Origin of the sequence: Winogradskyella sp. J14-2, assembly GCF_001971725.1 — a bacterium.
Classification (GTDB): Bacteria; Bacteroidota; Bacteroidia; order Flavobacteriales; family Flavobacteriaceae; genus Winogradskyella.
On sequence record NZ_CP019388.1, the window covers coordinates 1,114,501 to 1,140,923 of the forward strand.

The following is a 26,423-nucleotide window of genomic DNA, read 5'->3' on the forward strand; positions in this document are numbered from 1 at the left end:
ATGTCTTTAACAAAATGATGAGATTTCTCGACTACGCTCGAAATGACAGTTGAGGCATTTTTAGTCAATTCCATTAATTATGCAAGTAATATTATCTATGAAACTTCAATTCAACAAATACTATTTAGCATTGGCACACGCACTATTTTTAATTGAGCTCGCCATAGCCTTTATTATAAAAACCGGATTTATTCGCTACACCTTTGGCGACTATCTCGTGGTTATTTTACTATACGCAATATTTAGAGGATGTACCAATATGAGTGTGAGGGCCTCAGCTTTGGTCGTCCTCTTTATTGCTTATGGTATAGAGTTGCTTCAACTCACTTCATTCTTAGCCTACTTTAATTTAGAAAACAGTACAGCTGCAAATCTCATATTTGGAAGCACGTTTCAATTTGGAGACTTAGTAGCTTACACCTTAGGAATTTCAACAGTTTTAATCATAGAATACTATTTACAATTAAAAAAAAGTGTCACTTCGAGTGAATGTTATGATTGCTAATGAATAAAATTAGCACTTCGACAAGTGTCACACTGAGTATAGCAGAAGTGCTCAGTAGAACTATCGAGAAGTAAATTCTACCAAACTTGTTCTCGATACAATTTTAATCACGAATATCTTCGAGATTAAAACCACTCGAACTGACGTGTAAACAATAACATATGGAACTAATAAAAATACTCATACCATTAAAGTTTAAAACGCTGTAGAAGACAATAATTAAGAGGCAGATCTGTTAAAGCACATTACATTTTAACATTTAATGACTAAGACAATAAATCGTTTTAACTAACTTTATCTGTAATAATCTTTTAAGCTTTAAGCATTTAGACTTCAATCTAACAACTAAAACCAATTTCATTATGAAAAAAATAATTTTAGTACTATCAGTAATCGTCACTTTTGTATCATGTAAAAGTGAAAAAAAAGTTGAAAATGGTATCACTATTGGTGACTTTAACTTCTCTTCAAAAGAAATCACTCAAAATGAACCTTTTACTATAACATATGTTGGCACCGGAAACTTAGAAAATAGTTTTTACCATAAAATACAGCACAACAAAGCGTTTCCAGATGACTTAACATTTGTAGAAAACAAAGCAACCATAACTATTGCAGATAGTATTTCTGGAGTTGCATTTAATTTCAAAATTGATAATAAATATAATCATAACAATAAAAAAGGCTTTTTGTTTAAGGTGAAAGATAAAAGCGGAAATCTCATTTCAGATTCTCAGGCTTCTTTAGCGTATTACACCATGACCTACGGTGAGCAATTTGGTTTAGAAAGTGACCCAAAAGAAATATTAAACACCTTAGATGAAACTCTAGAAACCAATCCTAGGTTAATTGATAATTGGTATCAAAATCATATTTATTTAGCCAATGAAGTTGATATAGACAAAGGTAAAACTATTGGTAACAACTACATTTCTCATTATTCATCTAAAACAGAAATGACACTCAAAGATTATGAAGCTCTATCTAATACCTATAGAGCTTTAAGAGACAAAGCTAAAGCAGATAGTATTATTAGTTTTGTTTCTAAAAAGTATCCAGAAAGCGATTTGGCCCTAAGATCAAAAATTGATGCGTTTTTCGAGGCCAAAGAACTAAGCACCAAAGAAGCCCTCTTTGCGTCTAATAAGGACAGAATATTAAATTCTGATTATGCAAATTATATTGTTAGAGCATTAGCTATGGAACATTTCAATAAAGGGAATACCGAAGCTTTTTACAACTATACCGCCTTAATGAAAAACAATACGGACAAAGCTTCATTGTTCAATTCCATTGCATGGCCCAATGCAGAAAAGGGCCAAAATCTTGAAATTGCATCAGAGCTATCTCTAAAATCTCTTAGCTTAATCGAAGCAGAACAAAAAGAACTCAAAGAAAAACCAGATTATTACAGCCCTAACCAATACAAAAATAGCCTAGAAAACAGCTATAATATGTATGCAGATACATACGCCTTGTTAGCTTTTAAAAAAGGAGATCTTAAAGCGGCTATCAAATATCAAGCTAAAGCTGTAAGCAAAAATTCTAATCCCGAAATGAATGAGCGTTATATTGAATTTTTAGTAGCAGATCAACAATACGATAAAGCCATAGAAATTGCTAAAACGTACATAGAAGAGGGCAATAGTACAGCTAAACTCAAAACTTATTTTAAGGAGGCCCTATCAAAATCTGACAATAAAACTAATCCCGAAACTCTTATTGCCGACTTAGAGGCAAAAGCCAAACAAAAGGAACTTGATAACTTAAGAAAAACATTATTAGACGAGGACGCTATTGATTTTACATTAAAAAATTTAGATGGTGAAGAGATAACCCTATCATCTCTTGTAGGAAAAACTGTAGTGCTCGATTTTTGGGCAACATGGTGTGGCCCTTGTATACAGTCCTTTCCAGGTATGCAAAAAGTAGTGGATAAATACAAAGACAACGAAAATGTAGAATTTTTCTTCGTTGACACCTTTGAAGATGGTGAAACAAGGCTTAAAGATGTTGCCAAATTCATTGAGGATAATGATTATAATTTTAATGTTCTCATTGACCCTAAGGAAGAAAACAGCACTAAATATAAGGTGGCCAATGCTTATAAAATTTCTGGGATACCAACCAAAATTATAATTGGCCCTAGTGGAAAGATAAAATTTAAATCTGTTGGCTATAGTGGCTCAGCAGAAAAAATTGTGAGCGAGATAGATGCCATGGTAGCGTTACTAAAAACTAACCCTTAATTTAGTTAGAGATAAATAACAAAAGTGAGTTTATATAAAAAAGCTCACTTTTGTTATTTTCCATCCACATAATCCTGTAGATATTTAAAACGCTCTGTCAACTTACCATCTGCAGTTGTAATTTTTGCACGCTTTAAAATACCTCGTTCGTCATTATTAAAAAAAGCTGGTATAACATGCTCTACAAAGGTTTCTCCAAAACCTTCGCTGGCATCTTTTGGCAATTCACAAGGCAAGTTATCTACTGCCATAACCGTAATAGCACCTTTAGCATCAAAAGCAACTTCTTGTTCGGTTTGAGGATTGTAACCATAAAATGGGTCTGCTATGGTCGAAGGACGAATGGTTGAAGCCACAGGACCATCAATATCGCAAGACACATCAGCTACTAAATTAATTCTAAAATCTGGATGCTTGGCGTCTTCTCTTGTAAACAAATAAGGTGCATTATTACCATAAAAATGACCAGCTATAAAATAATCCGTTTGTTTAGCGTAAGGCATAAAATTACTCTCGTAACCTGTTGGGTCTTTGTAGAACTGTTGCTTATTTCCAACTTTACCATCCTTACGTTTGGCGTATTCCATTACATCTGCCATGACGTAAACAGGCTCTGTAAATTCAGATGTTAGATATAAAGCATCGCTTACTTCTTTTATTCCCAAATGATCTAAAATTTCTTTAGCTCCATACGCTACTTTTCCGGTTCCAGTGAGTAATATTTTTATATTTGGAATTGTGATTTTATCCAATTCAGCTTTTACTTCTTCCAAGTCAGCAAGTGTTTCAACTTTTGGCAGATTAAATAATCCGTCTCTAAGTCCTAAAGCTCTAAAACCGTTGTATGCACCAACCAAACCAGCATAACGCCCAAAACCAATTAAACGCGCTCCACTCTGCTTAACTATGGTTTCGTGGTCGTACATTTCTATATTTTTCTCTAGCATTGCTTTTAGCAACTTTCGGTTGTATGGCTGCTTTTTAATGGTATGTGAAAAATAGAAGTACTTTTTATTCGGAATTAAATTCTCAACTGGGACTTCCTTTACACCAATCATCACATCTGCATCAGACACATCATCTGTTACTGTAAATCCTAATTTGGCATAAGCCTCATCTGGAAACACACGTATATCTGAAGATTCTACAACAAACTCAGCTTCTGGAAACTTTTCTCTGGCTTCTGCTAAGGTTTCTGGTGAGAATACAACACGTCTGTCTGGTGGATTTTTACGTTCTTTTATAATCGCGAATTTCATACTTATTATAACTTTAAAGTTGTCACATTGAGCACAGTTGAAATGTATTTAATTATTAACTAAAGATTTCTCGACTACGCTCGAAATGACAGAAATATAATATTTTGTCCAAATTCTAAATCTGGGATAATTTTGCACGAAAATAAGTTTATTTAAAGGTGTTTACAAATCAATCTGCGCGTTCTACTTCACTTTCACTTTTTAGTACGTAATCGCCATCATCTTGCTTAATGTACAGTGCTTTATCGCCAGTTTTACCATCTCGCGTTACTTTGCTACCCTTAATGGTTTTTGTTACTTTTTCTGTGTAGGTTTCTTGCACCTCGCCTTTGGCTGTTCCGTTTCCCCATTTCCACTTTACTGTTGCTCCTTTTTGTATCATTATAATCTGTTTTGTTTGAAAATAGATATTAATACTGACATTTTTTCTTAATGCTTTGATAAAATAGTCTTGGTATGGCTTTTGATTTAATAATTTTAGTAATTTCGCACACCTTTGGGCAATGGTTACTGTTCATTGGTAGGTGCGTTAGGGATGGAAGCGGCATCCTTTTTTACGTCAGTTCGAGTGTTTCGCTTTTGAGTGAAATGTATCGAGAACAAGTAAAAAAGATACAGCGGACAGCCCGACTCTATGAAGTTTAACGTAGTAGAGTAACGCCCAAATTATTTTATCATTTAACGATGAGTCCCTGAAACAAGTTCAGGGTTAATTCGATAACGCAAAACATAGTTTTGCTATCTCATTAAGGGGTCGACTGGTTTTGACAGCGAGATTAATTAAATGGTAAGCACGTCGTGTAATGGTTTTGATACACGTAAAAGGCTAGACCAAATTTTAAACGGCGAGAATAACTACGCTTTAGCTGCTTAATCTGAATTATAGTAAGATTTTAAGCTACATTCCTACAAGGTAGGAAGGCTAAATGTCTCCAGAAAGCCTTGGTTAATGGCGTTCTTTTTAGAGGCATCGTAAAAATTGACCAAGATTGGGTAGTGCTTTGATGCCCTTTTGAGATTAAAAAGCTAAGTGTAAAGTAGGCTGTCTTTAGCCAGCTTTGCATCGAAAAAATAAGAAAAGACTAAACGTGTAGAAAGCCCTTTGGTTACTTGTTTGGACGAGAGTTCGATTCTCTCCGACTCCACATTAAAGTCCAACTTTGTTGGGTTTTTAAACATAATAAGCTCATCAAGTTATATTTGATTGAGCTTTGTTGTTTAAAAGCGTTGGACTGAAGGCATAAAAAGTTGCATTTGGAGGATGGAAGACATTAGAGGCTAATAGAGTTAATCTCTCCGAATCCATTATGCTCCCTATCAGTGATGTGTATTAAGACATTTGTTTTGCAAATGCAAGCTATTGATCGATAGCTTTAAAGCTATTAGCCAAAATAAAATTAACAACTCTAGCTCCTTTAAAAAGAAATCTTGTTACGGCTATAAATTAAAAAAACTCAGTAGTTACAACTTACTGAGTTTTTTTAATTATGTTTTTGTATAATTTTTAATTCTGTTTTTGAATTAGTGTTCTTATTGGGAAAGGTATGTCGATGCCATGCTTATCAAAAGCCTCTTTTAATGTCATTATAGCTTCACTTTTTACCTGTATTGCTGTTAAATTTTTTGTAGCATCAACCCAAAAGCGCAACATAAAATTTATAGAGCTATCGCCAAACTCATTAAAGTACATTTCTATTTCTTCGTCTTTGTTGGGTGGAAACGTTGCTTCTATAGCATCAATGGCAATTTTCTTTACTTCTCTTAGGTTAGAGTCGTACGCTACACCACAGGTGATGGTAGTTCTAATACGAGAAGTAAGTGCGTAATTTTTAAAAGGATTCTCTACAATTTGTTTGTTTGGTATTACAACTATGTTGTTATCGGCTTCTTTTACTTTAGTGTTTCTAAGCGTTATTTCCATAACTTCTCCGCTAAATCCGTTGGTTTCTACCCAGTTACCTACCTTAATGACGTCGTTTAACGCTAAATAAAATCCTGATAATGTATTAGACAGCGTGCCTTGCAGCGCTAAGCTTACAGCAAGACCTGCAACACCTGCACTTGCTAATATTGTATTGAGTGCATCGTCTAAATTCATGACAGATAAGCCAAGAATAAGACCTAAAAACAAAATAATTACTGATAGTATTTTGGCAACAAGTCCTCTAATTGAAGGCTGTTTAATTCGTTTTTTTAATAACCTATTTATAAAATTATCGGTCTGGCCAGATAGCCAGTAAAATATAATAAAAACTACAATAGCAATGAGTAGATTTGGTAAATTTAAAACTACAGTATCTACCCAACTCGAAAGTTTTTCTGAAAGTTTATCCCATGAGGACTCTAAGGTGTCTTGTATTTGCATAATGGAAAAATAAAATATTTACTGGAAATGAGTTTTGTTGCCAACTTATTGCGTTAGATTAGTTGCAGCAACTTTTAAATAAATTGAGTGTGTTGATTTTTTTTAAGATAACAACTCTTAAAAAATATTAGGGTGTCACCAAACATAATGTTGACACCCTAGATTAATTATATAATTATGCCTATTAGCTGTTAAATTTAGATTTTAAATCGTTAAAACTATTCTTAACGCCATCCGCTGCTGATGAAAATGCATCTTTAGCATTTTCCCAATTATCCTCTGCCGAGTTCTCTAGTTCGTTCCATTTTTTTTCCAGATCTGCTTTTTTAGATTCTAAGCTTTTTATGGTTTCGTCCATTTGATCTTTAGCCTCTTCTTGGGCTGACTCTTTTTGCGCTTTTAACTCATTTATCTTTGCAGAGACTTCATCCATAGATTTTTTGGCATGGGCTTTAAATTCTTCTTTAGTCATGTTGAAATATTTAGTGTTAAAAAATTATTGCAAATTGTATTAAAATTCTTGTACGAAAATAAGTGTTAAATTTTATTTATCATATTAATAAACAGTTAATTAGTGTTAACAGTTGTTAAATATAAAAATTTAGATTCTTATACATTACCTGAAGTTTATTAAGATCTTGTTTAAGTTTAAAGTGATGCTCTGCCGTTTGAAGAATACGACGAGCATATTCTTTTAAAACCGTATGGTGTAGTTTAGAATCATCGGACTTTATGAGTTTATCGATAGACGCCATGAGTCTATAAATTATTGCAGGTGTGTTAGCGCCAAATTGGAGTATATCATTAAATGCAGTTTCCAAAAACCCTTTAAAATCTGTACGAGGTACTATAAGGCGCAGCTCATCTGGGTTATTTGTTACAAAGCGCTGTGGCACATCTGCATTTGCCAATACGCTTAGCGAAGCTGTTAACTGATCTATACAGTTTATGGCAGTATAAGGGTCGTTAATACCAGGAGATAAAGCTCTAGAAGCAATTTCAACAATTTGAAGAATAGCAAATTCTGTATCTTGAAACAGTGACTTACTTCTAAAAACCTCGTAGCAACTGTTCAGCGTTTCTATTTTATCTTGGCTTAATAACATTTCAGTCTTACTTAACACCTCTAAAACAGCTTGATGTTTTATGGTATACGCACCTGGTTTTTCTAAAATTTTAATAATACAGTTATTAGCTTCTGAAAATTTTACAAGTGCTTCTAAATCAAAATATTGAATATAGCCATGCTTTAATGTTTTTATAGATTGTGTATAATAAAGACCTTCATTAAACGTTTTTGTAAAGCTTTCTTCTATTCCTGAGTTTAAATCTGGATACAGTTGATCAGATTTTAATTTCAAATTCTTACCCAGCCGATCAATAACTTTACTTGGTTGAATATTTGTACTTACACTATGAATGTAAAGAATAAGTAAAAATACATTCATAATGGTAAATATAATTGCTACGAGTATAGATTGGTTTGGAATAAAAGAGAACTCACTTCCATCCCTAATAGCGTTAATTACTATTATACAATACATATATAATCCTAAATATTGACCAAGGACAACCTGATTGATGCGTTGGTACATAAAGTTTTTCAGTAATCGAGGTCCTAACTGCGATGTAGCTAATTGTAACACAACAAGTGTTATAGAAAATACAGTGCCTGCTATACCAGCCATACTACCAGATATTAACGATAACACGTTGCGACCAGACTCTGGGTTTTCTGAGAATATGAGGTTTAAGATACCTTCTGGTTTTAAAGGGTATTCCCTATCAATATAGATAAATAAAATAGCCATTAAAATGTTAGCCAAAAGGATACTACATGGTAAAAACCAAAAAGTAGATATTAGTTTTTTGTAAAAATATTTTAGTTTAATAAGCATAGTCTTATAATCTTTTGCTCAACATCCTTTTTAAATAAACGCGTTTAACCATGTAGATAAATGAGCACTCAATTTGTAAGAAATTTACAAAAATTACGTCTACCTTTATAGAGTTTTAAAGAAAGAAATTTATGCTTACTTGGAAAGACATTATAAGTTTTGCAGTTAACGGTAACCCAATACCAGATCAACGTGTTGAAAAATCGGATACAGAGTGGAAAGACCAATTAACACCAGAACAATACAGAATTACAAGACAAAAGGGCACAGAACGACCTCACAGTGGCGCGCTTTGCACTACCTATGATGCTGGTAAATATAATTGTGTATGCTGTGGTACACCATTATTCGACTCAACCATAAAGTTTAGCTCTGGCACTGGTTGGCCAAGTTTTACACAACCTATTAAGGAAAATGCTATTAAGTATGAAAAAGACGCGTCTTTTGGAATGGTACGTGTAGAGGTAATGTGCAATACTTGTGATGCGCATTTAGGTCATGTGTTTCCGGATGGTCCAGAACCAAGTGGTTTACGCTATTGTATTAATTCGGAGTCCATGGTTTTAGAAAAAGAAAATGTAAATGAATAAGAATATTAAAATTGCTACAGTTGGCGGAGGCTGCTTTTGGTGTACAGAAGCTGTTTTTGAAGAAGTAAAAGGTGTAGAAAAAGTAGTTTCGGGTTACATGGGAGGAACTGTTCCTGGCAGACCAACCTACAGAGAAGTTTGTTCAGGTTTAACAGGGCATGCTGAAGTAGTACAAATTACATTTGATGCTAATGTAATTACGTATCAAGATATTCTTGTCATTTTTATGACAACGCATGACCCAACAACGTTAAATCAGCAAGGTGCCGATAGAGGTACACAATACCGTTCTGTGATTTTTTATCATAATGAAGAACAGAAAAAAACCGCAAAGCTCGTTCTTGATGAATTAGCGGTTTATTTTGAAAAGCCCATAGTAACGGAAATTACTGAAGCTCAAATATTTTTTGAAGCCGAAAAAGAACATCAGGATTTCTATAAAAACAATCCAGATTATGGCTATTGTACCTTTGTCATAGACCCTAAATTATCTAAATTACGTAAATTACATTCAGATAAATTAAAAGATGTTTAGAATATATATTATAGGAATTGCCATACTTGTAATTGCTATTTTGGCTAATGGTATTGTCTTGAAACTGGGTATAAAATCATGGTACGACTTTATTGGTTTAATTTCAAATGATGGGTTTTCAGCCTTTAAATCCTTAACATTTATAGACGTATTATGGTTGTTCTTAGGCTACCCAATGGTTTTGGGCTTTGGCTACTGGCTTGGTGACAAACTTTATAATTTTATTTTTTAATATAGACTGTTTTAGCATTCACAAATTCCATAATGCCTTCTTTAGAAAGCTCTCTTCCATAACCAGAAGCTTTAGTTCCGCCAAAAGGTAATCTAGGGTCGGATTTTACAAGTTCGTTAATAAAGAATGCACCATCAGCGATGTCTCCTATTCGTTTTTTGGATTTATCTGTGTTCTTCGTAAATACCATACTACCCAGACCAAATCTAGATTTTGATGCCATCTCGAATGCCTCATCTTCATCTTTAACTTTTATAATTGCAGCCACAGGACCAAAAACCTCTTCTTTAAAGACTGGCATTTCTGCAGTTACGTTTTCTAAAATTGTAGGATAGTAGCGTGCATCTTCTCGTTTATTCCCATAAACAACTTTAGCACCTTTGTCTAGAGATTTTTTCACTTGTTCTTCTACATCTTCAGCCAAACCAACAGAAGCCATTGTTGCTATTTCTGTTTTTTTATCCATTGGGTTTCCTACGACATACGATTCTACTTTAGCTTTAAATTTAGATAAGAACTCGCCATAAATATCCTCAACAACTATAAAGCGCTTGGCTGCAATACAACTCTGACCAGCGTTTTGCATACGTGCCCAAGCCATAGTCTCTATATGCTTATCTAAATCTGCATCCTTAAGAACGATGCAGGCATTGTTTCCACCAAGTTCTAAAACTACTTTCTTTAGATTTTTACCTGCTATTTCAGCAATTTTGCGACCTACTCCTTCGCTTCCGGTAAGACTTACAGCCTTTACAATATCATCGCTTATAATAGTTTCAATTTGATTGTGCGAAGCCAATAAGGTTTGGAAACAACCTTCAGGAAAACCTGCATCTTCAAACAGCTTTTGAATTTCTAAAGCACACTGCGTGGTACTTGACGCGTGTTTTAACAGCGCTGTGTTACCAGCCATTAGTGTTGGTGCTGCAAAACGCATAACTTGCCAAAACGGATAATTCCAAGGCATAATTGCTAAAATAACTCCCAACGGATCGTAACTAATAAAGCTTTCTTCAGCTTCTGTTTCTATTAATTGATCAGCTAAAAAGTCTTCGGCATTTTTAGCATAAAAGTCACACACCCAAGCGCACTTTTCGATTTCAGCGATGCCTTGAGTTATCGGTTTGCCCATTTCCTCAGTCATTAGTTTGGCATAGGTTTCTTTTCGTTCTATTAAAAGTTCTGCAACTTTATACATTAGGCTGCACCTATCTTTAATTTCAGTTGTTTTCCAACTTTGAAATTGCTTATCTGCAAGATTTAACTTCTGTTTTAAATCGGCATCACTAATTAGATTATAGGTTTTTAATTCTTCTTGAGTGTATGGATTTATGGTTGTTATCGTGCTCATAATTTTTCTTTTTAAAATAAGAGATTTTTGAAATCTTAAAGCACAAACTCTGACATTTAGTATAACTTTAGTATTTTGAAAGCTAAATGTTAATTAAATGGAAAAAACGGTTTCTGAAGCTATAGCGTATAGAAGATCTACACGTGTATATAAAGATGAAGTTATTGATACAAACAAGGTAAAACAGTGCTTGGTTAATGCTTCTTTAGCACCTACAAGCAGTAATCTTCAACTTTGGGAATTTTATCATATCACCGATAAAGATGTATTAGAAAAAGTAGCTAAAGCGTGTTTTAGTCAAAGTGCAGCAAAAACAGCGCAGCAATTAGTTGTTGTGGTTACCAGAAAAGATCTATGGAGACAACGCGCTAAGGCCAATATTGCTTTTTTAAATAAGGTATATGATAAAGAAAATCTAACTGAACGAGAAGCAAAACGAAAAAAGATGGCTGCCAACTATTACAAAAAATTAATACCAACAGTTTATGCTGACTTTTTTGGTGTTCTTGGAATTCTAAAATATATCATCTTTCAGATTGTTGGACTTTTTAAACCTATTTACAGGCAAGTTAGACAAAGCGATATGCGTATTGTAGCACATAAAAGTGCTGGTTTAGCTGCTCAAAATTTTATGACTAGTATGGCTGCTATCGGCTATGATACTTGCCCTATGGAAGGTAGTGATACACTTAGAGTAAAACGTATCTTAAATCTTCCTAGAGGCGCTGAGATCAACATGATTATTGGCTGCGGCATTAGAGACGAAAAAGGCATCTACGGTCCTCGTTTTAGAGTTCCTTTTGAAGATGTCTATTTTGAAGTATAATTACTACTTCTTAAAATTCTCTAAACCGGTTTTTAACCATTCGTAATAAGCATCTGCATCTGGCTCGTATGCTTTTGTAGAATTTAGCAATTCAAAATTATGATCTAATAATGCATAATATGGCTGAGAGTTATTCTTAAAATTAATAGTTTGTAGTGTTTGCCACTTGTCACCAACAGTTTCTATCTCTTTTACAGTGCCATTACTTCTTAAGTATTTAAATTGCTCATCTTCTGGTAGTTTCTTTTTATCATCCACATAAAGTGAAATTATAACATAATCTTCCATTAAAATATCATACACTTGGGATGTACTCCAAACTTGTTCTTCCATTTTACGGCAATTTACACAAGCCCAACCTGTAAAGTCTAATAAAATAGGCTTATTTTCAGCCTTAGCTAATGCCAAACCACTTTCTAAATCTTTATCGCAATTAAGGTCTAGAGGACACTCTGATGTTTTTTCATAAATACTGTAAAACATTGGTGGAGGAAAACCACTGAGCAATTTTAAATTCGCCCATTTTGTGTTGGTTAATCCTGGTATTAAGTAAATGACAAAAGCTATTACTAAAAACGCTGTAGTTAATCTTCCTTTACTCAACTTTTGCAAAGGACCATCATGCGGAAACTTAATTTTTCCGAATAAATACAAGGCTAAACCAACACCTATAATTATCCAAATTCCTATGAATATTTCGCGTTTTAAAAGTCCCCAATGCTGCACTAAATCTGCATTAGATAAAAATTTAAGTGCTAATGCTAATTCTATAAACCCTAAAACAACTTTAACCGTGTTTAGCCAGCCGCCTGATTTTGGTAAAGAATTTAACCATTTTGGAAACATAGCAAAAAGCGTAAACGGTAAGGCTAAGGCTAAACCAAAACCACTCATTCCCATGGTAAGTTGCGTTGCTCCTCCATCTGCTGTTAAAGAGCTACCCAAAAGCGTTCCTAAGATTGGACCTGTACACGAAAATGACACAATTGCAAGTGTTAAAGCCATAAAAAAGATACCGATAAAACCTCCAATTTTATTGGCTCTACTATCCATAGCAGCACTCCACGATTGTGGTAAGGTTAATTCGTAATACCCAAAAAAGGAAAACGCAAATCCGATAAAAATAGCAAAGAATATAAGGTTAAGCGTCACATTTGTTGAAATGTTATTTAAAATTCCAGGATCTAAAGTATCTAAGAGATGAAATGGAATACTTAATAATGCATAGATTAAAAAGATGAAGAATCCGTATAACAAAGAGTTGAACAAGCCTTTCTTTGGGTCACCTGCACTTTTTGTAAAAAATGAAACCGTTAAAGGAATCATAGGAAATACACATGGAGTCAACAAGGCTATTAAACCACCTATAAAACCAAGAAAGAAAATTGATAAATTACTTTTCTCTTCAATAACTTCCGCTTCGTAATTATCCCAACCGGTTACGTTTAGGTTAAGACCTTCTGATAGTTGTTTACTTTTTTCGTCAATTACAATGTCTTCTTTAACGATTTCTGAACCATCTAAAGAAAAATTAAAGAGGAAATCACTTGGTATACATTTAGAGTCATCACAAGTTTGGTAGTCTACGGTAACATCAATCTGTTTTAGCTCTTTATTTATAAGGGTAATATTTTGTTTGAAGATTGCCTGATCCTTAAATTTTTTAACATCCTCCTGAAAAATCTTATCATAAATTGTTGGTACGTCTGGCTCTGAAGTTTTACCCTTCAATTGATAATTACCTTCTATATTTTGAAATTCGAAATAGGTTGTTGGCGCAAAACTGTCTTCAGACTGTTGCTCTTGTGAGTAGATATACCATCCTTTATCTACATTGGCTTTGAAAATTAATACAAACTCGGTATCGGAAATTTTTTCTACTTCGTACTGCCATGTAACTGGTTGTAATTCTTGAGAACTTAAATTGAACGTAAAGAACAAAGAGAGTAAGCAGTATATAAAGACTTTTTTTGCTGTCATAGATTTGGCGTTAGTACACAAATATGCTTTTTTGGAAATTTTACTATTTCTTAAAAGTCGTCTAAGTTATAAAAACCTAAATAAATATTTGTGGGTAATAAAAAAAAACCGAACGGATGTTCGGTTTTAAGTTTTTACGACTTTACTTCGATTTTGAGTTTATCAGAATGTTTCCATTTAGAAATACCTCCATCTAAATCATAAACTTTCTCGAAACCAGCTTCTTTAAGTTTTTTAGCACATTTAGCACTTCTTTTTCCCCCTTTGCAATATAAAATTACAGGTTTTGCTTTATCTAATTTAGAAATATCTTCATCAAAAGTAGGAGAATTATAATCTATATTTTGAGAATTAGCTATGCGCTCTTTATTATGCTCTTTAGGTGTACGAACATCTACCAATTGCACATCTTCTAGCTCAAGAATAGATTGCATCTCTTCTGCTGTTACAAGCTTAACTTCGGTATCTTGTATTTTGCTGTCTACGCAGCTCGTCCCAAAATTAATAGCTATTAATAAACAGCTAATTATTAATAATTTTTTCATGTGTAAACAGCGTTATTGATTAATTATTTTTTAGTCTTTAAAGGCTATATCGCCTTGCCACTCGCTAAAGCCACCGACCAAATTATAAGTGTTTTTAAAACCCAACTGATTCATAATAGCACAAGCTTGACCGCTGCGACCGCCAGCTTTACAATAAACATAGTAATTTTTGGCTTTGTCTAGTTGTTCTACTTCATATATAAATCCCTGCCCTTTAAATATGTCAATATGAATTGCATTTGGAATAATGCCTTCATTAACTTCGTCTTGGGTTCTAACATCTAAAACAACAGAATTATTGTCTTCCTCTAGTTGTTTTATCCAGTCTTTTTGTGATAAATCCACGTTCTTAAACAATTCTTTTTAAAGGCAAAATTAACATTTCTTTATGATATAGACGCAAAAAAATCCGCAGTGTTACACTTCGGATTTAATTTTAACATATTTTCTGTTTTTTTACAGTGCTGTTATCTCTAAACTTTTATGGTACAACCAATTGCGCGTGTTTCTTTAACTTCAATTTCTTTACCTTGTAATAAGGCGTCTACAGCATTTTCTACATACTTAGTTTTTACTGCATTGGCATCTTTATAATTGTCATCTATAGCACCAATGTACTTAACAATATTTCCTTTTTTAGTTTTTTCTAATAAATAGACATGTGGTGTTTTTGTAGCACCATATTGTGGATATATTTTTTGACCCTTATCCATTAAGTACGGAAAGGTAAATCCTTTTGCTTTTGCTCTTGCCTTCATAGCTTCCATATTGTCACCAGGCTTAACGTCTGTGTTGTTTGGCATAATTGCAATTACAGGATAACCTTTAGATGCATATTTCTTATTTAAGGCCTCTACCCTATCTTCATATGCTACAGCATATGGACAAGTATTACAAGTAAAAACTACAATAAAACCTTTTGCGTCTTTATAATTTGATAAAGACACCATTTTACCGTCAATGTTTTCTAAACTAAAATCGGTGGCCACATCACCAATTTTATAACCACCTTCTTCTGTGGTTATTGATAAAGCAGATAGTGTAACCGTTAACACCATTACTGCAAGTAATTTTAGTGTATTCATAGTCTTATTAATTTAAAAATTGTTTAAGTTCTGTTTCTAATTCTTCTTTAGTGAACGACCTTTCGTAAAACTGTCGTTTTTCTTTATTGTAGATAATTGTAGCCGGTATAGCACCAGACCAATCTTTATGAATTGCAGTTATCCACCTATTTTGATCTACATCATCAAAGGCTACAACTTCTGACTGTAAATTTCTTTTAGCGACAAATGGTATCAATTTAGATTCATAATTCCTTGGAAAGTCTAAGCTTACTAAAAGCACCTCTACATTTTTATCTTTATACTCTTGGTTAATTTCTTCAAAATATGGTAACTCTTTTACACAAGGAGCACACCAAGTTGCCCAAAAGTTGACCACATGTACTTTATTGTCGTTTTTATTGATTAGAGGCTCTAAACCATCGTAATCATAAATTTCTAAATCAAAATCTACAGTGTTTTCGGTTTTCTTTTCTGTACTTAAAACACTTTTAGATTTATCAGATACACTTACATCTTTGTCCTTGTTATTACAAGAACAAATAATTAAAAGAGATAATATAATTAATCGCTTCATCATATAAAGTTATCAATAGAATTATTTAAGATTGAATAATTAACAAAATATTAATTGTATTTATAAAACAAGATTATATATTTGTATATACAATTGTTGTATATGAAAGAGATAAAAAAATTATTAAAATCTAATGCAGATATACCACTGGCTAAAGCGAGTATTATTAACATTTTTCATACAGCTATGTGGGTTAAAGACGAAATTCTACTACAATTAAAACCTTACGATTTATCTATAGAACAATTTAATGTTTTAAGGATACTCAGAGGTCAAAAGGGAAATCCTATCAATCTTCAAGACATTCAAGAACGCATGGTTAGTAAAATGAGTAATACAACACGATTGGTAGATAAGCTTATAAAAAAGGGATTTGTAGATCGTAATATATGCCCAACAAATCGTAGAAAGGTTGAAATAATAATTACAAAAAAAGGCCTAAATGCTTTAAAAGAAGTAGATCCAATTGTAGAAGCTACTGAAAACAGCTTAACCAATAACTTAACACATGAAGAATTAGAACAATTAAATAAACTTTTAATAACACTTAAAAACAAATAATTATCATGAAAAACAGAAATTCAAAATTCGCTATGCTATTTATCTTAGCATTATCTTTTATGTCATTTACAATCTTAAAAGACAAAAAAGTAGATGTATCTACAAGTAAAGTAACATGGAAAGGTTACAAAGTTGGTGGTGAGCACGAAGGAACAATTAAACTAAAAGAAGGTTCTTTATCATTTAATGGAGAGGCTTTAGAAGGTGGTTCATTTACTATTGATATGACTTCCATCAATACAACAGATTTATCTGGTGACTATAAAGCGAAGTTAGATGGTCATTTAAAATCTGATGATTTCTTTGGCGTAGAAGAATACCCAACAGCAACTTTAAAGATAACATCTGTTAGTGGTAAAGACGGCAAATACAACGTAAAAGGAGACATTACCATAAAAGGAATAACAGAATCTATTTCTTTTCCTATGACTGTTACTGAAAATTCTGCAACTGCAAATTTAAAAATCGACAGAACAAAGCACAAAATCACTTACAAATCGCCTTCATTATTAGAAACGCTAAAAGATAAAGCTATCTATGATGAATTTGATATTAACGTAGAATTAAAGTTTTAATTCCCTAAGGATTAATAGCAATCCATTTTATAAAGATTCTTGTCCAAGTATATAATTTACATGAAGACAAGAATCTTTTTTATGATATAGTTTGAAATAAAAATTTTCATTTCTATATTTGATGCATCAATGAAAACAATAACAAATCATACTTGGTGGTGGAATTTTGCAAACGCGCGTTCGTGAAAGAAACCTTGTATGTAATATTATAGAAAAAGGCTTGTCATTCACGACAAGCCTTTTTTAATTTTAAATCATAAATGAAAACATTCAGTCTATACACACATTACAAAAAAATACTTGCAGATACCATTACTCCCGTAAGCATTTATCTTAAGATTAGAGATAAATTTCCTAATAGCATTTTGCTAGAGAGTAGCGACTATCATGCCAATGACAATAGTTTTTCTTATATCTGTTGCAACCCAATTGCTTCAATAAAAGTTAAGGATGGTTTAATTTCACAAACTTATCCAGACGGAAGTTCTAAAAACAACTTTGCAGAATCTATAGGTGTGGTAGAAGAAATCAACAAATTTACCCGACGATTTAAGGTAGATTCTAATGAAGACTTCAAATTTATAAATAACGGCATCTTTGGCTATACCGCTTACGATGCCGTAAAGTATTTTGAAGATATTGAAATTTCTAAAAAAGAAAACTCTATTGATATTCCAGACATTTATTATGCTGTATATCAAAACATCATTGCCATTAACCATTTTAAAAACGAAGCTTACATTTTTGCACATTGTTTTGATACTGATAATAATATTGATGAGATACATCAAATTATTCAGACAAGGCAATATGCATCTTACAACTTCAATGAAAAAGGAGATATTCAATCTAACCTAACCGATGAAGAATATAAACACCACGTTGAGCTTGCCAAAAAACATTGTGCCAGAGGAGATGTCTTTCAACTGGTATTGTCTAAGCAATTCTCACAAGAATTTAGTGGAGATGAATTTAATGTGTACAGAGCTTTAAGAAGCATTAACCCTTCCCCTTACCTATTCTATTTTGATTACGGAAGTTTTAAAATCTTCGGAAGCTCACCAGAAGCTCAACTCATCGTTAAAGAAGGGAAAGCCGAAATACATCCTATCGCAGGTACCTTTAAACGAACAGGAAATGACCTTAAAGACGCAGAACTCGCAGAAAAGCTAATTAACGACGACAAAGAAAACAGTGAACATGTAATGCTTGTTGACCTAGCAAGAAACGATCTTAGTAGGCATGGTTCTAATGTTAAAGTAGAAAATTACAGAGAGGTGCAATTCTTTTCGCACGTTATTCACTTAGTAAGCAAGGTTACTGGAACCAAACATAAGGAAACCGACACCATGCAAATCGTAGCGGATACGTTTCCTGCAGGAACATTAAGTGGAGCGCCAAAACATATGGCCATGCAACTCATAGAAAAATACGAAAAAACAAGCCGTAGTTTTTATGGAGGTGCTATTGGTTTTATGGATTTTCAAGGCAATTTTAACCATGCCATTATGATTAGAACATTTTTAAGTAAAAATCACAAACTATTCTGGCAAGCAGGTGCCGGATTGGTCGCAAAATCTAGCCCAGAAAATGAACTACAGGAAGTCTATAATAAGTTAGGTGCTTTAACAAAAGCTATTGAACTTGCTAAAGAAATATGATTAGTGATTAGTGAAAAATTGATTAAGGATGACAATAAAAACAAATTTTAATATATCAAAAAACAAATTCCCTTTCCTCTGGAAAGGGTTAGGGATAGGCTTATGAAAAAGGTTTTAGTAATCGACAATTACGATAGTTTCACTTACAATTTAGTTCATTATTTAGAAGACTTAAATTGTGAAGTCACCGTAAAACGAAATGACAAATTAACACTTGAAGACGTAGATGCATTTGATAAAATAGTGCTCTCACCTGGTCCTGGAATACCAGAAGAAGCCGGACTTCTAAAAGACATTATTACTAAATACGCACCAACAAAAAGTATACTCGGTGTTTGTTTAGGACAACAAGCTATTGGTGAAGTTTTTGGTGGCACACTAGAAAATCTAGATACGGTGTATCATGGTGTTGCAACACATGTAACGCTTTCTGTTGATGATGAGCCATTATTTAAGGGTATAGATAAAACCTTTGAAGTTGGCAGATATCACTCTTGGGTAGTGAGCAACAATTTACCAGAGGTATTAGAAGCTACTTCATTTGATACCAATGGGCAAATTATGTCATTAAGGCACAAAGTTTATGATGTAAAGGGTGTACAATATCATCCCGAATCTGTATTAACACCTGATGGGAAAAAGATTTTAGAAAACTGGGTGAATAATTAGACTTTAGACACTAGAAAATAGACTTTAGATATGAATAATTATAAAGAATTAAAGGTTTGGCAAAAATCTATGGATTTGGTTGAACTAGTCTACAAGTTGACCTCATTGTTTCCGAAAGAAGAAAAATATGGTCTTATTAGTCAAATTCAGAGATGTGCTGTCTCAATACCTTCTAATATTGCAGAAGGTGCTGGCAGATATTCAAATAAAGAGTTCAAACATTTCATTAGTATTGCTAACGGATCTTCAAATGAATTAAGCACTCAATTACATCTAAGTATTCGTGTAGGATACATTAATGAAAATGAAGTAACGGAAATTTTCAAACTACTAACTGAAATTCAGAAAATTAACTATACATTAATTAAAAAGTTCTCAAATCTATAGTCTTATATCTCAAATCTAACACATGAAAGAAATTTTAAACAGACTAATAAATCAAGAAAGTATCTCAGCAGAAGAAGCTAAAAGTGTTTTAGTGAATATCTCAAATGGTGTATACAATCAAAGCCAGATTGCTTCTTTTTTAACAGTCTATATGATGCGAAGTATTACTACAGAAGAACTTCGCGGTTTTAGAGATGCCTTGTTAGAGCTTTGTATTCCTGTTGAGCTAGACGGTTATAATACTATTGATTTATGTGGTACAGGTGGTGATGGAAAAAATACGTTTAATATATCAACCCTATCCTCGTTTGTTACTGCTGGTGCTGGAGTACATGTAACAAAACATGGTAATTATGGCGTCTCATCTGCATCAGGATCCTCTAACGTTATGGAGCATTTAGGTATAAAATTTTCTAATGACATCGATTTTTTAAAACGCAGTTTAGATAAAGCAGGCATTTGTGTTTTACACGCACCGCTTTTTCATCCTGCCATGAAAAATGTGGCACCAATACGTAAGGAACTAGGTGTAAAAACCTTTTTCAATATGCTGGGTCCTATGGTTAATCCAGCATTTCCTAAAAATCAGATGGTTGGAGTTTTTAATTTAGAATTACTCAGACTATATGGTTATTTATATCAAGAAACTGATAAAAATTACGCTATAGTGCATGCTTTAGATGGTTATGATGAAATATCGCTAACGGGAAAAACCAAAACAATTACCAATACTTCCGAAACTTTATTTGAAGCTCAAGACATTGGCTTAGAACAAATCGATGCTTCAGATATTTATGGTGGATCTACTGTAAAAGAAGCAGCTAAAATTTTCAAAAAAATTATTAACGGAAAGGGAACCGAAGCTCAAAATAACGTAGTCTGCGCCAATGCTGGATTGGCCATAGCGACGGTAAAACAGATTTCGCACAAAGACGGTATTGCAATGGCTGAAGAATCCTTAAAAAGTGGTTTAGCAAAATCTAGCCTTGAAAAATTGATTACGTTGAGCGATAAATAAGAAATCTGTGTATAGTAAGCAATAAAAACATAATACACTGATTACTAAATACTTAGTACCGAACACTGAACACTGAATACTGAATACTGAATACTGAAACATGAACATCCTAGATAAAATAGTAATTGACAAACGCAAAGAAGTTGCACTTCGAAAAAGCCTTATTCCTTTAAAACAATTGGAAACTTCAGTGCTTTTTGAAAGATCAACAATCTCGCTCTCTGAGCGTTTAAAAAACAGCACTTCAGGCATCATTGCAGAGCACAAGAGACGTTCACCATCAAAATCTACAATCAACCAAAACTTGAATGTGCAAGATGTTGCTAAGGGTTATGAAGATGCTGGTGTTTGTGGCATGTCTGTGCTTACAGATGGAAAATATTTTGGTGGTTCTTTAGACGATTTATTATTAGCTAGAGCCAGTTGCAATTTGTCACTATTACGCAAAGAATTTATTATTGACACCTATCAAATCTTAGAAGCTAAAGCTTATGGAGCTGATGTCATTTTGTTGATTGCGGCAATCCTAACTAAGGAAGAAATAAAGCAATTTTCAGAATTAGCTAAAAGCCTAGATCTAGATGTTTTGCTTGAGGTTCATAATTTAGAAGAGCTTCAAAAGTCCATTATGCCAACCATTGACATGCTAGGTGTTAATAACAGAAATTTAAAAACTTTTGAAGTAAGCCTAGAAACATCAAAAACATTGAGCAATCACATTCCTGATGATTTTGTAAAAGTTTCAGAAAGTGGTATCAGTTCTATTGAAGCCATAAAGGAATTGCAACCTTATGGATACAAAGGTTTTTTAATTGGTGAAAATTTTATGAAAACTGATAATCCTGGAGAGAGTGCAACAAAATTTATAAAAGACCTAGCAGGTTTTTAAAACCTAGCAGGTCTAAAACAAAACACAGATTCCTGCCTTTGCAGTAATGACAGAAATTATGAAAATCAAAATCTGCGGAATGAAATATAACACAGCCGAAGTTGCAAAATTGCAACCAAACTATCTTGGCTTTATATTTTACAAAAAATCATCTCGTAATTTTGAAGGTGACATTCCAGAGTTACCAAAAACCATCAAAAAAGTTGGTGTTTTTGTTGATGAGGCAATTGAAGTCATTATGCAAAAAATTGAAAAATACGACCTTGATGCAATTCAGCTACATGGTAATGAATCTCCTGATTATTGTAAAGTCCTGAAGCGTCATTACGAGAAGCGGAGCGACGAAGTAATCTCATCAAAAGAGACAAATTGCCACGCCCTGACAAAAAGCATCAGGACTCGCAATGACAAATTAATTGAAATCATCAAAGTCTTCAGCATCAAAGATAAATTCGACTTTAGTCAACTGCAACCTTATGAAGACTATGTAGATTATTTTCTATTCGACACCAAAGGAAAGTTACCAGGCGGAAATGGCTACACCTTTAATTGGGATGTATTAAAAGACTATCCATCAACAAAACCTTACTTTTTAAGTGGTGGTATTGGGTTAGAAGAAATGGACAATGTTTTGTCATTCATGCAGAGAGAGGAATCTAAATATTGCCATGCCATTGATATCAACAGTAAATTTGAAATAAAACCTGGTTTGAAGGCTATTGAAAAACTAGAAGAATTTATAACCAATTTGTCATTCCGCACTTGATGCGGAATCCACAATTAAAACTTTGAGATTCCTGCCTTCGCAGGAACAAGACTATGAAAAACACATACAACATCAACGACAAAGGCTACTACGGTGAATTTGGTGGAGCCTTTATTCCAGAAATGCTCTACCCAAATGTAGAAGAACTACGCCAAAACTATCTAAAAGTAATGGCAGAACCGTCTTTTCAAGAAGAGTTTAATCAACTGCTTAAGGATTATGTTGGTCGTCCTTCTCCGCTCTATTTTGCCAAGCGCCTTTCAGAAAAATACAACACTAAAGTATATTTAAAACGTGAAGATTTAAATCATACTGGTGCGCATAAGGTTAATAACACCATTGGGCAAATCCTTATGGCAAAACGTTTAGGTAAAAACAGAATCATTGCCGAAACTGGTGCAGGACAACATGGAGTTGCTACAGCGACAGTTTGTGCACTTATGGGAATGGAATGCATTGTTTACATGGGAGAAATTGATATTGCCAGGCAAGCACCAAACGTTGCTCGTATGAAAATGTTAGGTGCGGAAGTGAGACCAGCATTGTCAGGAAGTAGAACACTAAAAGATGCAACCAACGAAGCGATTAGGGATTGGATTAATAATCCAGTTGACACACATTACATTATTGGCTCAGCTATTGGGCCTCATCCTTATCCTGATATGGTGACGCGATTTCAGTCTGTTATTTCAGAAGAAATAAAATGGCAACTCAAAGAAAAAGAAGGTAAAGAAAATCCTGATTATGTGGTGGCTTGTATTGGTGGTGGTAGTAACGCAGCTGGAACGTATTATCACTTTTTAGAAAATGAAAGCGTTGGTATTATTGCTGTAGAAGCTGCAGGTAAAGGTATTCATTCTGGTGAAAGCGCTGCGACTTCAGCATTAGGCAAAGAAGGTATAATTCATGGTTGTAAAACCTTATTAATGCAAACTGACGATGGTCAAATCACAGAACCTTACTCAATTTCGGCAGGTCTAGATTATCCTGGTGTTGGTCCATTACATTCGCATTTGTACAAGTCTGGTCGTGGTGAATTTTACTCTGCCACAGATGATGAAGCTATGCAAGCTGGTTTAGAATTAACCAAATTGGAAGGTATTATTCCTGCAATAGAAACAAGCCACGCTTTAGCTGTTTTTAAGCACAAAACCTTTAAACCAGATGATATTGTTGTCATTAGTTTATCTGGTCGTGGCGACAAAGATTTACAGAATTATATTGATTATTTTAAACTTTAGCAGTATTCAGAAATGAGATATTAGATATGAGATCTCTCAAACTAATTTCTCAATACTCAATACTCAATACTCAATACTCAATACTCAATACTATAATATGAACAGAATAAACCAAAAGCTAAAAGAAGATAAAAAACTACTGTCTATATACTTTACAGCAGGTTACCCAAATATAGATGACACTGTGTCAATTATTCAGAATTTAGAACAAAGTGGTGTGGATATGATAGAAATTGGCCTGCCTTTTAGCGATCCACTTGCTGATGGACCTACCATACAAGCCAGTTCTACAGCTGCACTAAAAAATGGTATGACTACCGAAAAACTATTCGAACAACTTAAAGATATTCGGAAATCGGTTTCACTTCCTTTAATCATAATGGGCTATTTTAATCCTGTGTTGCAATATGGTGTCGAAGCCTTTTGTAAAAAGTGTCAAGAGATCGGTATCGATGGACTAATTCTTCCTGATTTACCTGCAGATGTTTATGACGAGGCATACAAAGCTATCTTTGAAAAATATGGTCTTATCAATGTGTTTTTAATTACACCTCAAACTTCAGAAGAACGCATTAGATATATCGATTCTATTTCAAACGGATTTATATACATGGTAAGTTCTGCGAGTACAACTGGTGCGCAATCTGGTTTTGGAGAAACACAAACCAATTATTTTGAACGTATTTCAAAAATGAACTTAAACAATCCGCAAATTGTTGGGTTTGGCATTTCTAATAACGACACATTTACAAAAGCAACCGCTTATGCTAAAGGTGCTATTATTGGGAGTGCTTTTATAAAATATATTACACAAAGAGGCACGCACGCTATCCATGATTTTGTGAATTCAGTTATAAAGTAGATATTTACGCCTTTCAACAATTTAACTTTTAAACAAAATACTATGGAATGGTACCTCACGGTAGTAAAAGAGAACTATGCTAATTTTTCTGGAAGAGCACGTCGTAAAGAATATTGGATGTTTACATTAATAAATACCTTAATCATCTTTGGCCTTGGTATTTTTACGAGTCTTCTTGCTGATACTACTGCGGTTTTCATACCTGCTGTAACCCTTGGGCTTTATATTTTAGCCATGTTTATACCCAACTTAGCGGTTACTGTTAGAAGGTTTCACGACACAGGCAAAAGCGGTTGGTATTATTTATTATCGCTTATTCCTTATGTAGGAGGTCTCATCTTAATCATTATGATGGCTCAAAATGGCGATAATGGCACCAACAAATATGGTCCGGACCCTAAAGCTCCTAATAGCGATGAGATTGAAGACATCGGAAAACCTCTCTTAGATTAGTTTTCTTATATGAAGCAGCCTATAGTAGATAAAATAAGTCTTTTATAAATGAAAGTCTTAAATAATCTGCCAATAGTAATACTACTCTGCTCAACCCTTGGCTTAGCTCCATTTTTCCCAATGCCACATATTGTTGGTAAGCTAAGATGGATTGCTGGAGGTGCTAATGGTATGACTATAATGGATTATTTTGATGTATTGCTCCATGGATTTCCTTTTGTATTATTGTTGAGATTGATAATCGTTAAACTTAAAAAGTAAGGTTCTGAAACAACACTCCGACTGCGCTCAGTGTGACAGTTCAGAATGACAATTATTATGGCATTAAACATTGTCCTTATAGAACCCGAAATACCAAACAACACGGGTAATATTGGTCGTTTAGCTTTGGCTACAGGATCTCGACTGCACTTGGTAAAACCTTTTGGTTTTGAAATTGATGACAAACGTCTAAAACGTGCTGGACTTGATTATTGGCAACATCTTGAAGTTATTTATTACGAAAACAAAGATGAATTCTTCAACCAAAATGAAGATAAAAAGATGGCTTTTCTGAGCAGTCATGGTACTAAATCGTATTGGGATATTAATTTTGAAGATGATATGTTTCTTGTTTTTGGTAAAGAATCTGTTGGTCTTCCAAAACCTTTAATTAAAGAACGAAAAGAAGACTTGTTTAAAATACCAATGTACAGTGAAAACATTAGAAGTCTTAATCTATCAAATGCCGTGAGCATTATCGTATACGAAGGTCTAAGGCAACTTCGTTAAAAATATCACAAAACAGAAATAGCAGTTAAACATTTTTAAAATTTAGAAGTCATAGAGATGTTCATTAACATATACTGAACGTGTTTCAGTATTAAAACACACAAAAAATATGATTTCAAAAACATTAAAATTAGGCGTATTAGTTATCGCAATTTGCGCTGTATCATTTACAGAGGCACAAGAAAGACAACGTAAACACAAACCAAGTCCTGAGGAGTTATTTCAAAAATTAGACGCTAATGATGATGGAGCATTATCGTTAGATGAATTTAAAGACAAACGTCAGCGAGAGGAAATAAAGGAAGAAACAATTAGCGAACACTTTAAAGACTTAGATACCGATTCTAATGGCTCATTATCAGAAGAAGAATTTACAGCCAGAAAAGAAGTAATGAAGCAAAAACGCATTGAAGAACGTTTTTCAGAAATGGACAAGGATGGTAACGGAACTATTGATTTAGACGAATATAAAGCCTTTGTAGAAAACCGCAAAAAAGAAAGACCAAAGCGCAAACATGGTAAACACTAAATATATTTTTAAGAGGCTATCTAAAAAGTAGGAGAATCTGTTATTCTGAATTTATTTCAGAATCT

31 protein-coding genes and 1 other RNA gene are annotated in these 26,423 nt (G+C 33.6%); 21 read left to right on the forward strand and 11 right to left on the reverse strand.

Translation table 11 applies throughout. The features are described from left to right. The first annotated feature begins 79 nt into the window (after positions 1-79). Positions 80-505 carry a DUF2809 domain-containing protein gene (locus BWZ20_RS05190; RefSeq protein ID WP_083677155.1) on the forward strand — a complete coding sequence of 142 codons (426 nt, stop codon included), beginning with the start codon at positions 80-82 and terminating at the stop codon, positions 503-505. 362 nt (positions 506-867) lie between these two features. Then, positions 868-2,754 (forward strand): TlpA disulfide reductase family protein, encoded by a 1,887-nt coding sequence (locus BWZ20_RS05195; protein WP_076617256.1) that lies wholly within the window; start codon positions 868-870, stop codon positions 2,752-2,754. Between the two features lie 53 nt (positions 2,755-2,807). On the opposite strand, the gene BWZ20_RS05200 is transcribed toward BWZ20_RS05195, so the two are convergent. Beyond that, complete coding sequence (locus tag BWZ20_RS05200) at positions 2,808-4,013, reverse strand: NAD(P)-dependent oxidoreductase (RefSeq protein ID WP_076617259.1); 1,206 nt, start codon at positions 4,011-4,013, stop codon at positions 2,808-2,810. Between the two features lie 169 nt (positions 4,014-4,182). Next, entirely contained in the window at positions 4,183-4,395 is a 213-nt protein-coding gene (locus BWZ20_RS05205; protein WP_076617262.1) for a DUF2945 domain-containing protein, read from the reverse strand. A 368-nt stretch (positions 4,396-4,763) separates the two neighbouring features. Between BWZ20_RS05205 and ssrA the strand changes: the two genes are divergently transcribed. Continuing rightward, positions 4,764-5,161, forward strand: a transfer-messenger RNA (tmRNA) gene (gene ssrA, locus BWZ20_RS05210). A 356-nt stretch (positions 5,162-5,517) separates the two neighbouring features. On the opposite strand, the gene BWZ20_RS05215 is transcribed toward ssrA, so the two are convergent. The 3 genes from BWZ20_RS05215 to BWZ20_RS05225 all read right to left on the reverse strand — a co-directional run bounded on the left by BWZ20_RS05215 (position 5,518) and on the right by BWZ20_RS05225 (position 8,189). Next, positions 5,518-6,378, reverse strand: coding sequence for a mechanosensitive ion channel family protein (locus tag BWZ20_RS05215; RefSeq protein ID WP_076617265.1), 861 nt, complete (start codon positions 6,376-6,378; stop codon positions 5,518-5,520). A gap of 184 nt (positions 6,379-6,562) precedes the next feature. After that, the gene (locus tag BWZ20_RS05220) at positions 6,563-6,850 is read right to left on the reverse strand and encodes a hypothetical protein (RefSeq protein ID WP_076617267.1); all 288 of its coding nucleotides are present in this window, start codon (positions 6,848-6,850) and stop codon (positions 6,563-6,565) included. A gap of 115 nt (positions 6,851-6,965) precedes the next feature. Continuing rightward, complete coding sequence (locus BWZ20_RS05225) at positions 6,966-8,189, reverse strand: DUF2254 domain-containing protein (protein WP_232217143.1); 1,224 nt, start codon at positions 8,187-8,189, stop codon at positions 6,966-6,968. Positions 8,190-8,407: 218 nt separating this feature from the next. Between BWZ20_RS05225 and msrB the strand changes: the two genes are divergently transcribed. The 3 genes from msrB to BWZ20_RS05240 are packed head-to-tail and all read left to right on the forward strand — an operon-like array spanning position 8,408 to position 9,633. Next, the gene (gene msrB / locus BWZ20_RS05230) at positions 8,408-8,866 is read left to right on the forward strand and encodes a peptide-methionine (R)-S-oxide reductase MsrB (protein ID WP_076617273.1); all 459 of its coding nucleotides are present in this window, start codon (positions 8,408-8,410) and stop codon (positions 8,864-8,866) included. Further along, the gene (msrA, locus tag BWZ20_RS05235; RefSeq protein WP_076617275.1) at positions 8,859-9,401 is read left to right on the forward strand and encodes a peptide-methionine (S)-S-oxide reductase MsrA; all 543 of its coding nucleotides are present in this window, start codon (positions 8,859-8,861) and stop codon (positions 9,399-9,401) included. Before msrB ends, msrA begins: the two co-directional genes overlap by 8 nt. Next, complete coding sequence (locus BWZ20_RS05240; protein ID WP_076617278.1) at positions 9,394-9,633, forward strand: hypothetical protein; 240 nt, start codon at positions 9,394-9,396, stop codon at positions 9,631-9,633. Before msrA ends, BWZ20_RS05240 begins: the two co-directional genes overlap by 8 nt. On the opposite strand, the gene BWZ20_RS05245 is transcribed toward BWZ20_RS05240, so the two are convergent. Next, complete coding sequence (locus tag BWZ20_RS05245; protein ID WP_076617281.1) at positions 9,623-10,984, reverse strand: NAD-dependent succinate-semialdehyde dehydrogenase; 1,362 nt, start codon at positions 10,982-10,984, stop codon at positions 9,623-9,625. The two genes, BWZ20_RS05240 and BWZ20_RS05245, sit on opposite strands and share 11 nt — an antisense overlap. A gap of 97 nt (positions 10,985-11,081) precedes the next feature. Between BWZ20_RS05245 and BWZ20_RS05250 the strand changes: the two genes are divergently transcribed. Next, positions 11,082-11,810, forward strand: coding sequence for a nitroreductase family protein (locus BWZ20_RS05250; RefSeq protein ID WP_076617283.1), 729 nt, complete (start codon positions 11,082-11,084; stop codon positions 11,808-11,810). 3 nt (positions 11,811-11,813) lie between these two features. Here the strand turns inward: BWZ20_RS05250 and BWZ20_RS05255 are convergent, their stop codons facing one another. The 5 genes from BWZ20_RS05255 to BWZ20_RS05275 all read right to left on the reverse strand — a co-directional run bounded on the left by BWZ20_RS05255 (position 11,814) and on the right by BWZ20_RS05275 (position 15,976). Then, entirely contained in the window at positions 11,814-13,790 is a 1,977-nt protein-coding gene (locus BWZ20_RS05255) for a protein-disulfide reductase DsbD family protein (RefSeq protein ID WP_076617285.1), read from the reverse strand. 134 nt (positions 13,791-13,924) lie between these two features. Continuing rightward, on the reverse strand, positions 13,925-14,335 hold the full coding sequence (locus tag BWZ20_RS05260; RefSeq protein ID WP_076617288.1) for a rhodanese-like domain-containing protein: 411 nt from the start codon (positions 14,333-14,335) through the stop codon (positions 13,925-13,927). Positions 14,336-14,365: 30 nt separating this feature from the next. Continuing rightward, entirely contained in the window at positions 14,366-14,680 is a 315-nt protein-coding gene (locus tag BWZ20_RS05265; protein ID WP_076617290.1) for a rhodanese-like domain-containing protein, read from the reverse strand. A 128-nt stretch (positions 14,681-14,808) separates the two neighbouring features. Further along, positions 14,809-15,420 (reverse strand): thioredoxin family protein, encoded by a 612-nt coding sequence (locus BWZ20_RS05270; protein ID WP_076617293.1) that lies wholly within the window; start codon positions 15,418-15,420, stop codon positions 14,809-14,811. Positions 15,421-15,427: 7 nt separating this feature from the next. Continuing rightward, on the reverse strand, positions 15,428-15,976 hold the full coding sequence (locus BWZ20_RS05275; RefSeq protein WP_076617295.1) for a TlpA family protein disulfide reductase: 549 nt from the start codon (positions 15,974-15,976) through the stop codon (positions 15,428-15,430). Between the two features lie 102 nt (positions 15,977-16,078). On the opposite strand from BWZ20_RS05275, the gene BWZ20_RS05280 reads away from it, so the two are divergent. From BWZ20_RS05280 to BWZ20_RS05345, 14 genes are all read left to right on the forward strand, one after another. Then, complete coding sequence (locus BWZ20_RS05280; RefSeq protein WP_076617297.1) at positions 16,079-16,537, forward strand: MarR family winged helix-turn-helix transcriptional regulator; 459 nt, start codon at positions 16,079-16,081, stop codon at positions 16,535-16,537. A 5-nt stretch (positions 16,538-16,542) separates the two neighbouring features. Next, entirely contained in the window at positions 16,543-17,112 is a 570-nt protein-coding gene (locus BWZ20_RS05285) for a YceI family protein (protein ID WP_076617300.1), read from the forward strand. A 260-nt stretch (positions 17,113-17,372) separates the two neighbouring features. Beyond that, on the forward strand, positions 17,373-18,773 hold the full coding sequence (locus tag BWZ20_RS05290; RefSeq protein WP_076617303.1) for an anthranilate synthase component I family protein: 1,401 nt from the start codon (positions 17,373-17,375) through the stop codon (positions 18,771-18,773). A 102-nt stretch (positions 18,774-18,875) separates the two neighbouring features. Next, complete coding sequence (locus BWZ20_RS05295; protein WP_076617305.1) at positions 18,876-19,442, forward strand: anthranilate synthase component II; 567 nt, start codon at positions 18,876-18,878, stop codon at positions 19,440-19,442. A gap of 69 nt (positions 19,443-19,511) precedes the next feature. Next, positions 19,512-19,829 (forward strand): four helix bundle protein, encoded by a 318-nt coding sequence (locus BWZ20_RS05300; protein WP_317041696.1) that lies wholly within the window; start codon positions 19,512-19,514, stop codon positions 19,827-19,829. Positions 19,830-19,851: 22 nt separating this feature from the next. Continuing rightward, a complete protein-coding gene (trpD, locus tag BWZ20_RS05305) occupies positions 19,852-20,847 on the forward strand; it encodes an anthranilate phosphoribosyltransferase (RefSeq protein ID WP_076617310.1) in 996 nt (331 codons plus the stop codon). Positions 20,848-20,947: 100 nt separating this feature from the next. Next, complete coding sequence (gene trpC / locus BWZ20_RS05310) at positions 20,948-21,736, forward strand: indole-3-glycerol phosphate synthase TrpC (RefSeq protein ID WP_076617312.1); 789 nt, start codon at positions 20,948-20,950, stop codon at positions 21,734-21,736. A gap of 58 nt (positions 21,737-21,794) precedes the next feature. Then, entirely contained in the window at positions 21,795-22,502 is a 708-nt protein-coding gene (locus BWZ20_RS05315; protein WP_076621267.1) for a phosphoribosylanthranilate isomerase, read from the forward strand. A gap of 53 nt (positions 22,503-22,555) precedes the next feature. Then, the gene (gene trpB / locus BWZ20_RS05320) at positions 22,556-23,743 is read left to right on the forward strand and encodes a tryptophan synthase subunit beta (protein ID WP_076617314.1); all 1,188 of its coding nucleotides are present in this window, start codon (positions 22,556-22,558) and stop codon (positions 23,741-23,743) included. 97 nt (positions 23,744-23,840) lie between these two features. Beyond that, positions 23,841-24,605, forward strand: a complete 765-nt coding sequence (trpA, locus tag BWZ20_RS05325; RefSeq protein WP_076617316.1) for a tryptophan synthase subunit alpha — start codon at positions 23,841-23,843, stop codon at positions 24,603-24,605. 42 nt (positions 24,606-24,647) lie between these two features. Next, the gene (locus BWZ20_RS05330; RefSeq protein WP_076617318.1) at positions 24,648-25,058 is read left to right on the forward strand and encodes a DUF805 domain-containing protein; all 411 of its coding nucleotides are present in this window, start codon (positions 24,648-24,650) and stop codon (positions 25,056-25,058) included. A 48-nt stretch (positions 25,059-25,106) separates the two neighbouring features. Next, entirely contained in the window at positions 25,107-25,319 is a 213-nt protein-coding gene (locus BWZ20_RS05335; protein WP_076617321.1) for a hypothetical protein, read from the forward strand. Between the two features lie 57 nt (positions 25,320-25,376). Next, positions 25,377-25,829, forward strand: coding sequence for a tRNA (cytidine(34)-2'-O)-methyltransferase (locus BWZ20_RS05340; RefSeq protein WP_076621268.1), 453 nt, complete (start codon positions 25,377-25,379; stop codon positions 25,827-25,829). A gap of 109 nt (positions 25,830-25,938) precedes the next feature. Beyond that, positions 25,939-26,358 carry an EF-hand domain-containing protein gene (locus tag BWZ20_RS05345; protein ID WP_076617323.1) on the forward strand — a complete coding sequence of 140 codons (420 nt, stop codon included), beginning with the start codon at positions 25,939-25,941 and terminating at the stop codon, positions 26,356-26,358. The last annotated feature ends 65 nt before the right edge of the window (positions 26,359-26,423 follow it).